Genomic DNA, 17797 nt, shown 5'->3' on the forward strand with positions numbered 1-17797 from the left:
GATTCGATGGAGTGCTCAACAGCCCCAGGCGCGGAGATTGTGCGGCATTCGTAGAGTCAAGCCGGACACTCTTTGCTGGTGAAGTGGAGCGTTCGTTTAGATTGGGCGAAGTCGTGCGGTTCTTCCGGACCTGCCATTCGTTGCTTAAATGCCAGACGTATGCGCCTAGCACCAACAACATCAAGCCCAACAAAAACCACCACATCGGTCGCATTCGCATAACTTAAACAACGTTAAGTTAATGCTTCGCGAAGATCAAGCTGGTGACGAGAAAGGATAATTTCCTGATTGGTATCAAGAAGGCAAGTATTCCGACCATAGGAGACTTTGCAGAATATGGCACGAAAATTCATTGATGATCGGACCTATGCAAAAGTTGTCATCGGCTAATCGAGAAGGCACTCGATTGAATCATTGCGTTATGGCACCGCCACCGCGCGGTAGAAGTGCAGGGACGAATTCGTGGCCGAGGGGTCGATGAATGGCACGGTGCCGGCATTGTTCGTCAGCGACAGTAGTGCGATCCAGTCCAGCAGGTTCGTTGAGACGTCGATCCGATAATGGCCGCCGGCATCTCCCGTCAGCATCAGGTGCAAGCCTTGTTCGTCCAACCCTTCAGCGGCGACAGTTAAGCCGGGTCGTCCGGTGAAATCCGCCATGATGGTTTTGCTCTGGTTCATCACGACGATCAACGGATTATTCGTGCCCGTGGCATCACCACTCCACTCAATGAACTGTCGTCCCGTATCCGGCACGGCTGTCAGCATCACGTTCTGTCCGTTGGTGTATCGATTGGCCCGCGGGTTGACCGTGACCTGACCAAATCCATTGGGGATGACCGTCAGCGCAAATTCGCCGACGTTCAACGTGGTGAACAGTGCTGAGACGGTCGGGTTGGCCTTGGTCATGGCAAAGCTCAAGGGATTGATATTGCCGCTGGCGGCGTTGCCCCACAGCGCAAAGTAGCTTCCAGTTTGCGGCACGGCATCAAGATACACTGTCGTGCCGAAGGGATACGGCCCGCCGGCAGGAAACACGGATGGGATAAATCTAATTACTCCGTTGCCTGCCGCCGCGGTACCCAGTCCCGTGCCGAAGAGTGCCTGCACGAATTTATTTCGATTCATCGTCACACCGATCGTCGTATTGGTGCCGCTGGCGTCTCCCGCCCAGCCCAAAAACGTCCAGCCATTGGTCGGCGTGGCTGTCACATTGACCACCGTATTGCTCGCGTAAGGGCCGTTGGTCGGATTTAGAGAAACAGTTCCTCCTCCCGGTGTGGTTGCCATGAGCGAATAGGTCGGAATGATGGTCAAGGTGATGGAGTCCGATTCGGCGGACTGGGAAAAGTCCGCGCTGTAAGTGAGCACGCGCAGAATCGACGAATCCGTTACCAGAAATGGCCCGAAATATTCTGTCGAATCGAAAGTCGGCGCCGAGCCGTCCAGGGTGTAGAGAATCGCACCATTGGTGAAAATGGTTTGCAACTGGATGGTGACCAAACCGGCGAAGCTGTATTGGGCATTGGTGAGGCTCTGACCGTTTCCGAAAACAAAAACATATTGAACCTTTAAATTGGCCGGAGCGCTCGTCACCGAGTTGACGCTGTTGCTGACCACTACGGTGTAATCGCCAGCTTGAGCCGACTGCACATTGCTTAATACGAGCGAGGAGTTAGTGGCTCCGGCAATGACATTCGTCGTGTTAAACCACCATTGATAACTCAAGAGTTGGCTACCGGTCGAGACGACATTGAAAGTAACATAGGTTCCGGCGCGAACCGTCCGGCTTTGCGGCGAAGTCAGGATCGAGGGCGGCAACGCACACTTGCCAGCGCTGGCAGCGTTGAAAATCGCCTGAATCTCAGGAGCGGCCAAAGCGCGATTGTAGATGCTCACCTCGTCCATTTTGCCGACAAAATGCGTGCTGCCGCCCGACGGACGGTATCCCAAGTTCATGGGTAAGGCCGTCAACGGCGTGATCGATCCAAAGTTGGCGGTGGCTAAACTGGTTCCGTTGACAAAAAGCTGGGCAACTCCCGAAGTTGTGTCGTAGGTCAACGCAACGTGGGTCCACTGGTTGGAGGGGATAACGCCTGCGCTCGTGCCGAATTTGTAAGGACCAAAGGCATCCGCCACATTGGCATAGAGACTGCCCGGTGCGAGAACACTGTGCCATAGGTGAGCGCCGGGATTGCCGGTTGGGGCCGCATACTCCACGATGGGCTTGGGCACATTGACATCGGCAGGGAAAATCCAGGCTTCAATCGTGAAGCTTTGCACGTTCAGATTGGCCGCCGCCGGAATCTGGACATGGTTTGTTCCCCAAAAGTTGAAGGCTGTCCCCACTCTGCCCGGAACAAAGGACGTGCCGTTGACCAAAACGCCGTTGTTGCTGTCCGCCGCGTCGGCCGCATTACCTTCTCCTTGCCACCAACTGACCAAACCCGTGGAGGCTGTAATACAGACCGGGGGAGAGACCGTCAGGGTTGCGTTACTGCTAGTCAAAGAACTCAGCGAATTGCTTATTACAGCGTTATACGCGCCAGCGTCGCTCAATTGCACATTGGTCAACGTCAGGATGGCATTGGTAGTCGCGAGCAAATTGGTCACATTGAAATACCAGCGATAGCTCAACGGACCCGTGCCCGCCGCGACTACGGCAAACGTTACGTCGGCACCGACAGGCACCGTTTGACTTGCGGGTTGGGAAGTGATGGAAGGATCACACTTGCCCGCGCTGCCGGCGTTGAAAGCAGCCTGAATCTCAGAAGCAGCCAATGCGCGATTGTAGATGCTCACTTCATCCATTTTGCCGACAAAATGGGTGCCGCCAGCCGGCCGATATCCCAAGTTCACAGGTAATGCTGTCAAAGGTGTGAGCGATCCAAAGTTGGCGGTGGCCAGATTGGTTCCATTGACATACAGCCGGGCAATTCCCGCAGCCCTGTCGTACGTCAAGGCAACGTAGGTCCACTGGTTAGAGGGGATAACGCCTCCTCCCGTGCCGAATTTGTATGGACCAAAGGCATCGCCCACATTGGCGTAGAGACTACCCGGCGAGACGCCGGCGCCTCCGTCAGCCGGCACACTGTGCCAAAGGTGGAGCCCAATGTTGCCGCCATCCCCATACTCGACGATGGGTTTGAGCACACTCACATCGGCGGGGAAAATCCAGGCCTCAATGGTATAACTTTGCACATTCAGATTCACCGCAGCGGGAACCTCGACGTGGTTTGTTCCCCAAAAGTTGAAGGCCGTCCCCACTTTGCCCGAAGCAAAGGAAGCACCGTTGACCAAAACGCCGTTGTTGCTGTCCGCCGAGTCGTTCGCATTACCTTCTCCTTGCCACCAACTGACCAGGCCGGGCGGGGCAGTAAGACAGGCAGGCGCATTCACCGTAAGCACTGCGTTGCTGCTGGTCGCCGAATCCACCGCATTGCTCACCACGACACTGTAATCGCCACCGTTGGTAACTTGAACGTTACTCAGTGTCAGCGAGGCATTGGTAGCCGTGACAAGGACGTTCGTCTGGTTAAAGCGCCATTGATAACTCAACGGACTGGTGCCTGTGGCCAGGACGGTGAACGTTACATTAGAGCCGACGTTCACTGTCTGGCTGGCGGGTTGAGAAGTGATGGAAGGTGGAATGCCGCACTTGCCCGTGGCACCAGCGTTGTAGATGGCCAGCACTTCCGAAGCACTCAACGCGCGATTGAACACATCGATCTCGTCAATGAGTCCCAGAAAACTATTCGCTGAGTTGCCCCCCAGCGCCCCGATGGCCGCCCCGCTGGTGAACGAAAAGACCGAGGCAAACGCCGCCGCCGCAAACGCCGCCCCATCCACGTAAAACACCACGGTGTTGCCGGTCTTGGTCACGGCCACATGATGAAAATTGGTGTCGGTGACTTGGGCGCCCGAAGTTACCTGACTGATTCCGACCTTCGACAAAAACAGATGGCCATCGTCCAAAAAGCCCAACGCATATCCGCCAGTATTATAGCCAAACACAAGTCCCCCTCCGGCGCTGAGCGAAGCTTGTGTCGTACTGCTGCGTTTGATCCAGGCATCGATGGTAAAACTTTGAAGCTGCAAACTGGCCGGATTGCCTATTTGCACGGCATCGCCGCTCCCGTCAAAACTAAAAGCCTTTCCGACTTGTCCCCCGCTGTAGGCAGTGTTTCCAACCAACGTCCCATGATTGGTGCCTTTGGCGTCAGACGCATTGCCTTCGGCCTGCCACCAACTGACCAGGTTGGAAGGAACGGGATCACAGAGTTGACCTTGGATGCAAAACGGCAAAAGCAAAAACACCGCGAAAGCACGAAGCGCAGCCCAAAGAAAGATTTTAGGGGAAGTGATTGTATTTGTAGGAGCGGGCATTTGGTCCTCCATGAGTTCTGGGCTGATAGGTAAATAAAATTCCGACGTTGACCGATTCTCACATGGTTGGGGGCAAATGCAAGGAAATAGACAAGCAGGTCACTTCGAAGTCGCACCTCGCCCGCTTTGCCCGCTGCGGACCCTTGAATCGCGATTCGAGATAGCGGATGAATCTATAATTAAAGCTGCCAACGCTCATGCCCCTCTCTCAATAGGATCTGCCAATCGAATCCAGAAAACGCTCGTCCGGGGTTCGAAAGTCGCGCGATTTGAGTAGGGTTGCATAGAACTCGTTGACCGGTTCTATTCCGGTCAATCGTTCCGTGCTGCGACGCTGACGTGCCGAGAGGACACGCTCCGAAACTGTGTTCATCGGTAGCGACACTTGTGGCGGCCAGAATGCCAGCGAACTGCTGAATCGCTTCAGACCAGACAGAAAATCGAGCGAACCGATTACCGCCTTGAACGCGGATATGTTACGAGCGAACTTGCCCGGTCGAGTGGCATGACGCACAGCGTCACCCACTCGTCCCGAAGCCGGCCTGTGAAGAAATGTAAATCTTGGCAAATTTACGGATGGCAAGGCACAATCGGTATCGCGCGGAGCAAAAACAGTGATCTGGTCGTCGTTGTGCACCAGGCGGAAGCCGCTTCGATAGAATTCTTTTGTAATCGTCGAGCGTGGCACAAACTTCTCGAAACCCCAACCCTCAAACACAAACGCCTTCAATCCCTTTCCGCGAAGCATCTCGTGGGCGACCCGCAGCACAAACGCCATGCTGTTGGGGTGCATCTCCGCCAGCGCGTGATTGCAAGTGACCACGTCCGCGGCAGGCGTTCCCTTGTCGAGGAGCCGGTAGAACTCCCACCACGGAATATGCACGGGTTGTTTTGGAAGAAGCGTGCCGTCCCATTCCGCATCGGTAACCAATTCCTTGATGCGACCACCCGATGCGAAGTTCCACAGGTGGTTTTGCATCAGGTAAAAAGCCTGGGTTATATCCGATGCGGCATAGCTCCAACCGTTTTGAATAAACAAGCAGCCCAAGTAGCCAGAGCCGGGACCGATTTCACACACCCTCGCGGGTGAACCGCCGAAAATATCGTTGATGTGCCGATAGACGTTGAGCGCGCGGAGCAGGCTGCCGCGTGTCGTCAGGTTTCGCCCAAAGGACGCGTTACTGAATTCGCAGGCAAGTTGAGCGACGCGCCGCAACAGAGCAAATTCCTGCTCGGTGATACCACCGCCGAACAGCGTCGCAAAATCCCGCTCGAATCGCGTCTCGTGCATGACATCGAGATACTTCCAAAGCTCTGAATCGCTGCGCAGCCTAGTGGGATATCCCTCGGAGGAAAACATCACCGGACTTACCATCTCCACGACCCGGTTGGGCAAGGCAGCCACAGCCGCGCTTTCCTTTATATTGTATTCTTCGACTGTCAGCATGGTGTCATTGGTTTAGAGATGCTCACTTAAGCTTCAGCGCAACATCCATCGCCTGAGCGATGCAATCATCGATGTCGATGTACCGATAGCTACCGGCCCGTCCAATGGAGAAAACGCCGTCGGGCATCAACCCAATATACTTTAGGGCAGTGCCCCGCTCGGATTTCATCGGCATGGCGTAATGCTTGCCGTTCATGGACGGAAACTCAATGCCAATCAAGGTGGTGGGAGATTTGTGCTGCGTGAATTTTTTATACTCCACCAGGCGCTTGAATTTTTCCTGGCCGCTATAATACAAAAAGAAAACGTCGTCCGGGAAACATTGCTCCATCGGCAGGACGATGGGGTGAAAGTCCAGCCCGACGAATCGCAACTCACCAAAGCAATAGTCGAACAGGATGTCCGGCGCGATTGTGTTGACGATGACATCAAACGTCCGCCATTCGCCCGACCATTTGACCCGTTTTTTGGGAATGTCGTACTGCTCAATGCGGGTGGAGAGCAGCACCTTGGCCCGAGCGGTGCCGATGGAGAAGTATTCATCGTAACCATTCGGCGCGAAGGGATACGCCGAAATGGCATCATGAAATCCGTGACGCGGCCCTTCGTACAACAGCGCACCCTTGGAGGTCCACTCGGGCACGGCATCATCCAGTTCGCGGTTGTCAGAAATTTGCCACATCTTGTGGTTATAGTGTTTGGCAAATTTATCATAAAGCGTCGGGCCAACCGAGCCGAGCCAGTATTCCTCAACGTTGGTGGCGCGCTGGCCGGATTTGAGCTGGGCGAGTTCCTGTTTGATTTGATCGCGGTCGGGCATGCGCTCCACGTCGTCCACATGGATGGGGAAATTGTAGAACTCGGCGTCCCGCTCGACATACGTCAGGAAAACGTGTTTCAGCCGGCGCAACGGAACGTAGCGATTGAGAAAATCGAACAGGCGCTCGTCCCGCGTCAGAAAGTGGCGCGGTCCAAACGTGTGTGGGTGACCACCGTACCATTGCGTGCGCACCCCGGCGCCCAAAAAGGGCGCGACCTCGACCAAGGTGACATCCCAGCCGCCTTGCAGTTCGAGTTGATGCGCCGCAGCGCAACCCGCGAATCCACCGCCAATGATCAATGCTGATTTCATGTCTATTCGATATTCAGATTCTGCTTGTTGAAAAACTTATACCAGTTGCCAAAAGTAATTTCCAATTAGTACGACGCCCCCCACCCGGCCTTCGGGCCGCCCTCTCTCATCGGATGGGGAAAAAATTCTCCGAACTTCGCATGCGCCTTGCGCCTCTGAACCGAAGGGCATGCGGATGGTCGCGTCAGCGTTTGGAGTGCGGCGACTTGTCGCCGCTTTGGGAAGGTGCCGACTCCACAGCGGGTGTGTCTTCCCCACACGCCCCGTGCAACAGCGGCGACAAGTCGCCGCACTCCAAACGCTCCGCGCGTATCCGACAATTTGTACAGCATCGCGGTTCATGGAAAGGGTGGCCGAAGGCCGGGTGAGGGGCTATTCATTTTTTAACCAGCAATCATTTGTGCCAACCATTCCATACACTAAACAGCCATCAGCGCATGACACAGCTTACATATTGCTGACCGCGCCCCCACCATTTTCGAAATTCCGTCAACGCGCTTTCGCGGGCCATATCTGACTGGAGATAACGGATGAAGGAGTTCAGCGACCGATGAGTCTGGGGGCTTTGGTCGCGGAGCAGTTTTTCCAGAGCCAGCAACAACGGCAACATCTGCTGCCGTGAAAAAGTGGATTGGCCGCGTTCACGGGCGAAAACGCCGTCGTAGATTTTTTGCGAAATGTTTTCCGCGCGACGGACAACACTTCGTTCAGTTTGCGGCAACCGGACGCGAAAATCCATCAAGTTGAGGCCCAACTCGTAGTAGGAGTCCACGGCGAATGAGTTGTCAGCGCATCGGTATCCAACAATGCTCTTATACCAACGCCAATCGATCAGAAACCGCGGCGAGCAGCCCAACAATGCGCCACGATTACCAAGCGCGATCAAGGCTTGAGGAATCGAAAACAAGGGGCCAACCCACGGATGCAGGATTTGATCAATGACCCAATCCTCCGGACGGCGGGACATGCCCGGCAACGCGGCGAGATCGGGGCGGAAAAAGCTCACCAGCCGAGCAACCTTCGCGTCAAAATCCGAAATGTCTTCGACCAGATTCCACGCCAGCCAACGGCGCAACATTTCCGGCAGCAGGGAAATGGGGTCCATACAGGTGAACACCAGCACGCCGCCCGGCCGAACAAAACTCGCGACGTGCCGCAGGAAAGCGGGCGGATTTTTTTGTGTGGGAATGACTGCCTCGCACAAGACGATGTCGAATTTTTCCTTGGAGCGGAAACTTGAGATCGAGGATTGATGGAGTTGAAAATTCAGGCGCGGACAATGTTGTTTGAGAACCCGGTTGGTGCTCTTGAGACTGGGAGGGTTGCCGTCCACCAGTAGGTAGCGGCTCGGTCCCAGCAATCCGGTCACGACCGCGTTGTGCCCGCTGCCGGGACCAAATTCCAATACTGAAGCCCGGTGAAAAGTTCCGGGCGGCAGACCGAGATGGCGATACAGGGAATGGCGACGTTCGATGTGGCGGCCCAAATCGGAAATGTCCTGCCGGGTCGGGATGATTCCGTGCGCGGAATAAAAATGAACAAAAGGTGTTTTTGATGCAGGCATCGTCAGTGGAAATGCGGTTGCGATTTACGGTGAACAACCGAAATCAGCGGTTTAGCCGGAACGATGCAGACCGACGAACCCCTCACCCTCGCCCTCTCCCCGTCCGACGGGGAGAGGGAACGTTTTCGCGCGCGGGGACGACACGCACCGTTCGGTAATTGGGCGCAACGTCGCTGGAGTTTCACCCTCTCCCCATCGGATGGGGAGAGGGTCGGGGTGAGGGGCGTGTTCAACTGCATCCTTGCGCCTTAGTTTTCATCTTGCAGCGGGTTGTCAAGCCATGCTCGCGCCATGGATTCATGCCAGTGCAGGCTCACTCCTCCATCCACCAGAAGCTCTTGTCCGGTGACGAAGGAGGCCGCCGGACTCAACAGAAAAGCCACCACTTGCGCGACCTCTTCCGCGGTGCCCATCCGACGCAGCGGCGTGATGCGCTGATACATCCGGTGGAGTTTTGGATTTTCCAGAAAATATTTTTTGGATACTTCCTTCAGCAATGTGCCGGGCGAAACGGCGTTCACGCGGATGCCTTGCGGTCCGAGTTTGAACGCGAAATACCGCACCAGTCCAAGCACGCCCGTTTTCGCTGCGTGGTACCCCTCGTCCTGCTCGTCCGCAACAAACCGCGCGGCGCTGGACGCCAGGATTACAATGGAGGCGTCCTGGGAATTGTCGAAGTGAGCGCAACTTTTTTGAATAACCTCCTTCGTGGCGGTCAGCGTGGAGGCCAGATTGCCCGCCCAGGCGTTTTCTTTTCCACGGTGACGTTGAAAAAAAACCAGCCCGTTTAATTTGCCCTGATCCGCAATCACGCGGGAAATCACCGGCTCCACGGCTTTTGCGTCGGTCACATCAGCGACGTAAGAATGAACCGTCGAAACCGCAGGCGTCCCTCCTGTACGGGAAACCAGTGAGACCTTTGCTCCCAATTCTGTCGCCAGCCGCGTGAAGGCGCGACCGATGCCACGCGTGCCGCCGATTACCAGCAAGTGCCGGCCCTCCAAGCCACTCAAACTCGGCCTCTTCACCGTCGGGGATTTGGTGGATGCGTGTTTTGGTTTATTGGCGGCTTTCATTCTCGCGGCGGAGTATAAGGAAAGTGTCAAGCGGACGCCGGTCAAATAATTTTCAATTCCGGCAATGGCAAAACATAATGACCCTGGCCTTGTCCGTAACGAGGATGTTTTTTTTGTATCTGTTCAAGATAACGCCAGGCGAAAACGACAACGTAGTCGGGCCTCGATTCGTCAAGTTTGCCTGCCGGCACGCACGGTATGTGCAGGCCGGGACTGAACTTGCCGTGCTTCCGCGTGTTGTCGTCGAACAATTCCTTCACCAACGAACCCAGCTTGAATTCGTAAAGCATCGTGGTGGTGCCGACGGACGCGCCGTAACCCATCACCGATTTGCCCTCGCGTTGGAAATCACCGAGGGCTTTTTGAAGTTTACCAGTCAGTTCATCCAAACGGCGGCGGCAGGTGGCGAGGGTTGCGAGCGCGTGGATTTGTTCCCGCTGCTCGATGGCGATCTGTTGGGCGACCGATGGATTGACCGCTCGCGTTCCGCCATTCCATTGCACGGTCAAACGAATCGAGCCGCCCTTGTTGGAATTCCACTGGCTGTCTATCAACTGCAACCCGTGTCGATGGAAAAAGGCCTGCAACGGCACAACGGAAAAATATGAAATGTGTTCGTGATAAATCGTGTCTATGAGTCCCTTGCCCACCACGTCGCGCCAATAGGAAGTTTCCATCACTAAAATTCCATCCCGAGCCAGCAATAGTTTGAAGCCTTGCATCACGGCGTCGAGGTCATCAATGTTGGCGAGCACGTTGTTGGCGGCAATGACGGTGGCGTAGCCATGTTCGCGCTGGACTTCACGGGCCAGTTCCTTGGTGAAATAGCGCGCGAGGGTCGGCACTCCGGCATTGGTGGCGGCGCGCGCAATTTCCGCGGCCGGCTCGATACCCAACACGCGACAGCCGCGTTCTTTGAAGGCGCGCAGCATCGGGCCTTCATTACTCCCGATTTCAACGACCAATGAATCCGCCGCAATCCGGTGCTGGTTCATCAAATCCTCGGCGAATTTTCGAAAATGTTCCGGCAGTCCAACGGACACTGACGTGACGTACGGAAACGCCGGGTAGAGAAGATCGGGCGAGACCACGTCGCGCAGTTGAACCTGGCCGCAGTCTTCGCAGAGAAACAAATCCAAATTGAAAATCTCCTCACGCTCATTGCGACCGTCGGCGGTGACGTAATTGTCGCCGATGGGTGTGGGCTGCATTGGCAGACCGGGCGTCAACTTGGCTGAGTGGCAGAGGCGGCAGGTTTTTCGCGTTTGAAAGGAGGCGGTCATGCAATGGGCAAAGGCTAAAGGCTAAAGGCTGAAAGCTGAAGGCTGAAATTTAGCATTTAGACTTTAGACTTCGAAGAGTTGCCACGTCAGCGTCCATGCGCTCGAGAAAGCGGGTGCAGGCGGCGATATCCTGATCTTCCGGCGCCCACGCGGCAAACACCGTGTCCCCGGCGACAAATGGCCCGCGGGTGGTCTCCTGAAACATTCCAAGGGGGGTGATCGTGCGAAGCGTGTGAAAGCGTGTCTCGTGGAGCCGGAAGTAGGACGGGTAGCCCGACGCATAGGCGCCCAAACGGGTCGCGCCGGTCACCTTTCCGGCATCATCAAACACCACGACGTCCATCATCCCCTCGAGCATCTGGAACGATTTTGGTTTGTTCGTGTTCTTGTGCGGGCGCACGTAGGTGTCGCGCAGATTGACGATAATCATTTCATGCAACGGGTCGCTGACGTCGTGATGGGTGCAGAGACGGGCGCGTTTGCGCGGGTTGCGTTGCGTCTGCTGTTTGAGAAAAGCAAGATCGGCTGCGCTAAAGGTGACAATTTCGCCTTCGGCGTAAAAAACTTCGTCGGATACTGTCTTGATGTTCATGGTGAACAATTAGGCTGGCGCATTTTGCATGTTGATGAGGATGCGGCCCGCCTCGCCGGAGCGAAATGTGCGAATGGCTTCGTTGATTTCGTCGAGTTTGAATTCGTGAGTGAACAGTCCGTCGAGCTTCATCCGGTTCTGCCTAATCAGGCGAATGAGTCGCGGGATTTCCACGTCGGGAGCGGCGCTGCCTCCATGAGAACCTTTGAGCACTTTTTTGAAATGCAACGGCAGCGTGTAGATGCTGGCCTTGTCGCCCTTGCGCGGCACCCCGACCAGGATGGTTCGCCCATCGGAATGCGTCAGATCGTAGGCCGACTCGATCACACGAGCATTACCGGTGGTGTCCACCACGACGTCCGCGCCTTGCGGGCCGACGATTTCCCGGATGCGCTCACTCAAGTCCGGCGTCTTGCTGGAGTTGAACGTGTGGGTCACGCCCCATTGTTTCGCCAGCTCCATTTTAGCGTCCACGATGTCCACGCCAATGACGGGATACGCAGAAACCATTGCCGCGGCCTGGGCGATATTTAACCCGACACCACCGATGCCGAAGATGACAATGGACTGGCCGATCTTGAGTTGCGCGTCATTGTTGATGACCCCGATGGCCGTGGTCACTGCGCAACCAAACAACGGTGCCAACCGCAGATCGAAATCCGGCGGGATGACGGTTAAACGGTTCTCGGATACAATGGCTTCGTCGTTGAAAGTGGTCACCCATCCGGCGTTGACGGTGCGTCCGTTCCAATCGTATTTGGGCGTTTCGCATTCCAGCCCGGCACTGGGCCGCCAATGGAGCACGACGTGATCGCCGGGCTTGACGGTTTTGACGCCGGCACCAACTGCCGTGACTGTTCCGGAACCTTCATGTCCCAGGAGATGCGGGAGAAATTTGTCCGGGCCTTTGGCGCCTTCGATCTCGTTGATCTGCGCGCCGCAGATACCGCTGTAATGGATTTTGACGTGCACCTGGCCGAAGGAGAGTTTCTCCGGCACGCGCAATTCGGCCACGACCAGCGGCTTGTTGTTTTCAACCAGGATCGCCGCTTTCATTCGAAGTAGATGAATTCGTAATCGCCGGTGTAGCCGAAGTGTTGGAAGAGCCAGATCCACTCCTCTTTATCGAACAGCGATTCGGCCGTCAGCGCCCAGCACTCCAGGTTGAACATCTCCAGTTCGTTGCGATAACTCTCGACCACGATGTATTTGTTTTTGCCAACACGCTCGATTTCCTTGAGGGCGGCTTCCAATTCGAAGACCCGCAGGTTGTGCAGCGTGGTCAGCGAGATGACGAGATCAAAGTGTTTGTCACCGAACGGATACGGATCTTGCGCGCGATGCTGGAACGTCTGGCCTTTGAATTCCGGAAGTCTCGAAGCAAGGCCGTGTTTGGAAACATCGAAACCAACCAGTTCGAGTCCCGGCTCGATCAGTTGCATTTCGTACAGGAGAAACGCCTTGCCGCAGCCAACATCGAGCACGCGCGACCCGGCCTTGAGTCCATAAATATCAATCAGCGCCTGCGCCACCGGCTTCCAGCGTCCGGGAAGGTATTTGTAGCCGCCGTAGCCAAACCGCCGGTCGCCGTCCCAATAGTCGGCCTCATATTCCTTGGCCTTCAGCATGCAGGTGACTTTGTCGTCCACCATGCGCGCGAGGTAATCGCGTTTGGTGGCCTTATGCAGCGGCGTAACGATGTTCAGCAATCGGCCCATGATATTTTTGGTTCGGAATCTTCGGGCAACCCCAGCGGCTGCCCGCGGTTCAGCTACCGAGTATGAGAAAGTTCCTGGACGACGGAAACAATTTTTTCAGCCGTGATGTCGTAACGCTTCATCAAGCTGGCCTGTGAACCGTATTGGTCGGGGAAAACATCCGGGAGGCCGATCCGCCGAAAGCGTTTTAGCGTTTTGAAATCGGCCTCCGCCATTACTTCCGCCACGGCGCTGCCCAACCCGCCGATGACAGTGTGTTCCTCCACGGAAACAATGACCGGCACGCGGCCGGCCAGTTCCAAAATTTTTTCTTGATCGAACGGCTTTACGGTCGGGACATGTAAGACGGCGGCTTTAATCGTGGCAGCTTCCAACGAACTCGCCGCATCCAGTGCAGCCTTTAACGTGATTCCGGTGGATACGATCAATGCGTCCGAACCTTCTTTCATGGGAATGGCTTTGCCAATCTCGAACGGCACACGATCATTCGTCACAACCGGATCGCCGCCCTTGCCGAGACGAATGTAGATCGGGCCACGATGGTCCACCGTGGTCGGCATCATGCGCCGCATTTCTTCGGCATCCGCCACGGCGAGAATGGTCATGCGCGGCAGCGCGCGGAAAATGGCCAGATCCTCGATGGCCTCGTGCGTCGGTCCGAGCGGGGCATAGACGACGCCGCCGCCGTTGGCGATGAGGCGGACGTTGGCGTTATGCAGGCAGAGGTCGAGGGCGACCTGTTCGAAACATCGGCGTGTCAGAAACGTGGCGATGGTGTTGACGTAAACAATTTTTCCTTCGAGCGCCAACCCGGCGGCGACGCCAACGATGTTCGCCTCACTTACGCCTTCCATCAGGAAACGGTCGGGCATTTCGGCCTTGAATTGCTTCAACGTGCCGACGCCGAGATCCGAGCCGATGAAAAAAATACGCGGGTCCTTCTTGGCCAGCTCATACACCATGTCCAAACAGGTCTTGCGCATTACGCCTTTACCTCCAACTCAGCCAACAGGGATTTGATTTCCTCCGGAGTGACCTTGTTTTTGTGGTGCCAGTTCAAATTGTTCTCCACGAAGCTGACGCCCTTGCCCTTGATGGTGTGGCAGATGATAGCACTTGGCTTTTCGGCGTCGAACGGCGTCCGTTTCAACGCGGCTCGCAATTGTTCGACGCTGTGGCCGTCCACTTCCTCGACCGCAAAGCCGAACGCGCGCCATTTGTCCGCAAACGGTTCCATGTCCAGCACCTCGTAAGTCGTGCTGTAGGATTGTTGTTTGTTGTAGTCCACCAGCACGGTCAGATTGCTCAACTTGTGTTTGCCGGCGCTCAGAGCGGCTTCCCACAACGAACCTTCGTTGGATTCACCGTCGCTCGCCACGACGAAGACGCGATGGTTGGCCTGTTCGTAACGGGCGTTCAGCGCGAATCCGACGCCAATCGGCAGCCCGTGACCCAGACTGCCGGTGGACGCTTCCACGCCCGGGACTTTGCCGTATTCGGGGTGGCCGCCCAAAATCCCGTCGGTCTTGCAGAATTTCCACAACTCCGCCTCCGGAAAGAAACCCTTCTCCGCGAGCAAGACGTAAAGCGCGAGGCAGCCGTGGCCCTTGCTCAAAATGAATCGGTCGCGTTGCGCTGAGCGTGGATTTTTCGCGTCGTAGCGCAACACGTCGTCGTAAAGCACGCGCAGAATTTCAACGAGCGAGAACGCCGAGCCGACGTGACCACGCCCGCCTTTTTCCAACATGCGGACGATCTGGCAGCGCAGCTCGCGCGAGCGCCGGTCCAGCGGGGTGGTGTTGACGGGCGGCGGTTTAATCACGGTAAGGGAAGCGTTCGTATTCGTGGCGAATCCGGTTCAGGATCTGGCGGGCCTTGTCCAGTTGTTGCATTTGAAGAGAGGCACGATCCGGGGCTGCGACGGCGGCGAACTGGCGGCGCTGGAATTGATCCGGCAGGAACTCGTTGAGAAAAATCATGCACCACTTGAGGCCGAAGAGTGGATAAAGGCTCTCCACGCGCTGGAGCAGATCGGGCCAGTCCGAAAAACATCGGAACATGCCCGAGGCAAATTTCTTTTTCAAAGCCGGCGACAAGTCCATGGCCGGGTGCAACAAAAAGTCCGCAATCATCTTCGCCGGATCATCCCAACCGAAATACTCGAAGTCCAGAAAGATCATCCGGCCGTCGCGCTGGCGCAGGGCGTTGTGAAAACCGAAATCCGACGGACTGAGCGTGCGCTGCTCCCAACTCAATTCCTCTGCAAAAGCGCCGCCTGCGGCTTTCAACCGCGATTCGCTCCAGTGCGTCACCTGTTCAAACAGTGGCGTCAAGTCCGTTTCGAGAAAGTCGCGCAAGGCGTGGTAAGCGGGCGTGTTTCCTTCGGCGGCGCGAAGGCGTTGCAAGCGTTGGCGGACGTTATCCACCACCTGACCCGCGGCAAAAAAAGCTTCGGACGCTGCGCCCAACTTTCGGCTTTCGGGTTTCCGGCTGAGCTCACGCAGCCGGCACAGCAGGCCCAGGGCGGCGGTTAGCTCCGCGTCACCGGCCTGACCGGGAAGAAGTTTGTCGCCTTCGATGAATTGATAAACCGCCCAGCCCAGTTCGTGGTCAGCGGCGATGGGCTGTGGAATATCGCGGAAGCCGCTCGCCCAGAGATAGACAAAGCTGTTGTATTCGGTGGCGAGCCGGTCGCGCTGGTCGGAGTGGTGGCGAAAATAAACCTTCAAGGCAAAATGCTGCGCGCCTTCCAATGCCACTTCATAAACCTGGCTATTGCGTCCGCCGCCAATGCGTTCGACGCCGGACACGTTCCGGTTGAGCAATCGGGTCAGCGCCGCACGCATCTCGTCCGGGCGCAGTTCACTTCGCGGCGTTGAAGACATAGTCGAAAATTTGTGTCCAGTCAGCCAGGGGTATCACGGCGGGCAGGTTGTGGGGCGCTTCGTGTCGTCCGAACAGAACCTGGACGACAAAATGCGGAAATGCAGGCTCAAGAAAAGTTTCCTCCAGGTCGTCAATGAAGCAGGTGCAACCCGTTTCCCGGATAAAGCGAATTTTCTCCTGCCGCGTCTCGCCGAAATGCACGTGCTCTGGCGAAAGCCCGATGCGTCGCGGATCGAAGAAGCCTTGCGCTGCCAGCCATTCGCGGGCGGATTGCTGGAGATCGAACGCCGGTCCCGAAACAGCCGTGCGGGTCTTGTGGCTGATGATGTAAACCGGCAACCGGTGCCGGACTGCGTGGGTGAAAAATTCAAGCACGCCCGGGAACGGCTGCGCTCCCGCCATGTGCGGGCCGTAAACGTAACCCTGCAACTCCGTCCAATCCCTCTCGCGGTTCTGGTTCCGGAGGAAGTCGCGAATGTCGTTCTTGCGGGCGGGCAGTGTGGCGGGAATTAGCCCTCGCTCCACGGCGACTGAATGAAACAGTTCGTCGTATCGAACGATCGTGTTATCAAAATCGACGCCGAGGACCATGGTATCTTCACGAATCGCCGCGATGCCCCGGCGCTACTTTACTTTCAACTGCTGCATCCGCTTGATGTTGGAATATATCGGGTTGGTGAACGGGTCTTTGATCAGGCCGCGGCGATACGCATCGGCGATGTCCTTGATCGCATCCTCAATCGTGTAACGGGTTTCAAAACCGAGCACGCGTTTCACTTTCTCCGAATTGACGTGATACGAGCGGTTGTCATCCGAGGGCGTGTATTCCAGTTCGATGTTGGGATCGCCAAGCGTTTCGCGCACGAGTTTGGCGATGTCCTCCACGGAACGATTTTGGAAACCGACGTTGAAGGCTTCACAATCAATCTTCGCCCCCGGCGCTTCCAGGAAAGTGTGATACGCACGCACCATATCTTTGATGTGCAAGTTGGGCCGGAGTTGTTTGCCGCCGAAGATGCGGATCTTGTGATTCACCAGCGCATGGATGGTCAGAATGTTGACGGTCAAGTCAAGGCGCAGACGCGGCGCGTAACCACAGACCGTTGAGGGACGGACGATGACGCGCTCCATGCCGTTGACCTTCGAATGCGCGAGCAAATCCCTTTCGCAATCGAGTTTGAACCGGGAGTAGTCCGTCAGCGGCTTCGGTTCGGCGTCTTCGCGCACGTCAGGCTCTTCTTTCACGCCGTAAATACTCGATGAACTGGCGTAGATGAACCGCCGCACGCCCTGGTCAATGGCGCCCTGAAGCAAGCCGGCAAATGCGTCGTAGTTGATCGATTTGCCGAGCTTGAGATCCAGCTCGAAGCTCGGATCGTTGGAGATGCAGGCCAGATGAATCACCGCGTCCACGCCTTTCAACTCCTGTTTCAACCGCGCGCTGTCTCGAATGTCCAACTCCAAAAGCTCAAGTTGCGGATGACGATTGCATTCGCCAAAGACTTCGCGTCCATACCAAAAGAGATCGACCACTTTGACGCGGTAGCCCTGCTGCAGAAGATCCGGCACCAACGCGCTGCCGACATACCCCGCTCCGCCGGTGACCAGAATCGAACCAAACCCGTTCGGATTGTTGCTGCTCATAGATTGCGACTTCAAGGCGGGACAGCTTATTGGCGGGTCGGCTTTAGTCAATTCGTTTGTCCCGCCTCGC

General features: G+C 56.3%; 15 protein-coding genes. 1 reads left to right on the forward strand and 14 read right to left on the reverse strand.

The annotated features are described in order from the left end of the window. Positions 1-419: 419 nt before the first annotated feature. The 4 genes from HY298_24250 to HY298_24265 form a co-directional block, all read right to left on the reverse strand. Positions 420-4385 (reverse strand): immunoglobulin domain-containing protein, encoded by a 3966-nt coding sequence (locus HY298_24250; GenBank protein ID MBI3853371.1) that lies wholly within the window; start codon positions 4383-4385, stop codon positions 420-422. A gap of 208 nt (positions 4386-4593) precedes the next feature. Continuing rightward, a complete protein-coding gene (locus HY298_24255) occupies positions 4594-5832 on the reverse strand; it encodes a hypothetical protein (protein ID MBI3853372.1) in 1239 nt (412 codons plus the stop codon). A 22-nt stretch (positions 5833-5854) separates the two neighbouring features. Then, the gene (locus HY298_24260; protein MBI3853373.1) at positions 5855-6964 is read right to left on the reverse strand and encodes an FAD-dependent oxidoreductase; all 1110 of its coding nucleotides are present in this window, start codon (positions 6962-6964) and stop codon (positions 5855-5857) included. Positions 6965-7394: 430 nt separating this feature from the next. Then, positions 7395-8528, reverse strand: coding sequence for a class I SAM-dependent methyltransferase (locus HY298_24265; GenBank protein ID MBI3853374.1), 1134 nt, complete (start codon positions 8526-8528; stop codon positions 7395-7397). A 63-nt stretch (positions 8529-8591) separates the two neighbouring features. On the opposite strand from HY298_24265, the gene HY298_24270 reads away from it, so the two are divergent. Beyond that, the gene (locus tag HY298_24270; protein MBI3853375.1) at positions 8592-8780 is read left to right on the forward strand and encodes a hypothetical protein; all 189 of its coding nucleotides are present in this window, start codon (positions 8592-8594) and stop codon (positions 8778-8780) included. Here HY298_24270 and HY298_24275 read toward each other — a convergent pair. Genes HY298_24275 through HY298_24320 form a run of 10 tightly spaced genes read right to left on the reverse strand, consistent with a single transcriptional unit; the run spans position 8777 to position 17727 of the window. After that, positions 8777-9604, reverse strand: a complete 828-nt coding sequence (locus HY298_24275) for an SDR family oxidoreductase (protein ID MBI3853376.1) — start codon at positions 9602-9604, stop codon at positions 8777-8779. The genes HY298_24270 and HY298_24275 overlap by 4 nt on opposite strands. Before the next feature lie 41 nt (positions 9605-9645). Then, positions 9646-10887 (reverse strand): class I SAM-dependent methyltransferase, encoded by a 1242-nt coding sequence (locus HY298_24280; GenBank protein MBI3853377.1) that lies wholly within the window; start codon positions 10885-10887, stop codon positions 9646-9648. Between the two features lie 49 nt (positions 10888-10936). After that, on the reverse strand, positions 10937-11479 hold the full coding sequence (locus HY298_24285; protein MBI3853378.1) for a cupin fold metalloprotein, WbuC family: 543 nt from the start codon (positions 11477-11479) through the stop codon (positions 10937-10939). Between the two features lie 9 nt (positions 11480-11488). Continuing rightward, on the reverse strand, positions 11489-12535 hold the full coding sequence (locus HY298_24290; protein ID MBI3853379.1) for a zinc-binding dehydrogenase: 1047 nt from the start codon (positions 12533-12535) through the stop codon (positions 11489-11491). Next, on the reverse strand, positions 12532-13197 hold the full coding sequence (locus HY298_24295; GenBank protein MBI3853380.1) for a methyltransferase domain-containing protein: 666 nt from the start codon (positions 13195-13197) through the stop codon (positions 12532-12534). The genes HY298_24290 and HY298_24295 overlap by 4 nt, the downstream gene beginning before the upstream one ends. Positions 13198-13250: 53 nt before the next feature. After that, entirely contained in the window at positions 13251-14180 is a 930-nt protein-coding gene (locus tag HY298_24300) for a transketolase (protein ID MBI3853381.1), read from the reverse strand. Further along, positions 14180-14986 carry a transketolase gene (locus HY298_24305; GenBank protein ID MBI3853382.1) on the reverse strand — a complete coding sequence of 269 codons (807 nt, stop codon included), beginning with the start codon at positions 14984-14986 and terminating at the stop codon, positions 14180-14182. The genes HY298_24300 and HY298_24305 overlap by 1 nt, the downstream gene beginning before the upstream one ends. 25 nt (positions 14987-15011) lie before the next feature. Then, complete coding sequence (locus HY298_24310; protein ID MBI3853383.1) at positions 15012-16082, reverse strand: hypothetical protein; 1071 nt, start codon at positions 16080-16082, stop codon at positions 15012-15014. After that, the gene (locus HY298_24315) at positions 16060-16674 is read right to left on the reverse strand and encodes a hypothetical protein (protein MBI3853384.1); all 615 of its coding nucleotides are present in this window, start codon (positions 16672-16674) and stop codon (positions 16060-16062) included. The genes HY298_24310 and HY298_24315 overlap by 23 nt, the downstream gene beginning before the upstream one ends. A gap of 33 nt (positions 16675-16707) precedes the next feature. After that, the gene (locus HY298_24320) at positions 16708-17727 is read right to left on the reverse strand and encodes an SDR family oxidoreductase (GenBank protein ID MBI3853385.1); all 1020 of its coding nucleotides are present in this window, start codon (positions 17725-17727) and stop codon (positions 16708-16710) included. Positions 17728-17797 lie beyond the last annotated feature (70 nt).

The organism is Verrucomicrobiota bacterium (assembly GCA_016200005.1).
GTDB lineage: Bacteria > Verrucomicrobiota > Verrucomicrobiia > Limisphaerales > PALSA-1396 > PALSA-1396.

Coding starts and splice junctions, on each gene's coding strand:
- HY298_24260 (MBI3853373.1), bottom strand. CDS start 6,964: ATGAAATCAGCATTGATCATTGGCGGTGGATTCGCGGGTTGCGCTGCG.
- HY298_24295 (MBI3853380.1), bottom strand. CDS start 13,197: ATGGGCCGATTGCTGAACATCGTTACGCCGCTGCATAAGGCCACCAAA.
- HY298_24275 (MBI3853376.1), bottom strand. CDS start 9,604: ATGAAAGCCGCCAATAAACCAAAACACGCATCCACCAAATCCCCGACG.
- HY298_24250 (MBI3853371.1), bottom strand. CDS start 4,385: ATGCCCGCTCCTACAAATACAATCACTTCCCCTAAAATCTTTCTTTGG.
- HY298_24285 (MBI3853378.1), bottom strand. CDS start 11,479: ATGAACATCAAGACAGTATCCGACGAAGTTTTTTACGCCGAAGGCGAA.
- HY298_24315 (MBI3853384.1), bottom strand. CDS start 16,674: ATGGTCCTCGGCGTCGATTTTGATAACACGATCGTTCGATACGACGAA.
- HY298_24300 (MBI3853381.1), bottom strand. CDS start 14,180: ATGCGCAAGACCTGTTTGGACATGGTGTATGAGCTGGCCAAGAAGGAC.
- HY298_24255 (MBI3853372.1), bottom strand. CDS start 5,832: ATGCTGACAGTCGAAGAATACAATATAAAGGAAAGCGCGGCTGTGGCT.
- HY298_24290 (MBI3853379.1), bottom strand. CDS start 12,535: ATGAAAGCGGCGATCCTGGTTGAAAACAACAAGCCGCTGGTCGTGGCC.
- HY298_24310 (MBI3853383.1), bottom strand. CDS start 16,082: ATGTCTTCAACGCCGCGAAGTGAACTGCGCCCGGACGAGATGCGTGCG.
- HY298_24320 (MBI3853385.1), bottom strand. CDS start 17,727: ATGAGCAGCAACAATCCGAACGGGTTTGGTTCGATTCTGGTCACCGGC.
- HY298_24265 (MBI3853374.1), bottom strand. CDS start 8,528: ATGCCTGCATCAAAAACACCTTTTGTTCATTTTTATTCCGCGCACGGA.
- HY298_24280 (MBI3853377.1), bottom strand. CDS start 10,887: ATGACCGCCTCCTTTCAAACGCGAAAAACCTGCCGCCTCTGCCACTCA.
- HY298_24270 (MBI3853375.1), top strand. CDS start 8,592: ATGCAGACCGACGAACCCCTCACCCTCGCCCTCTCCCCGTCCGACGGG.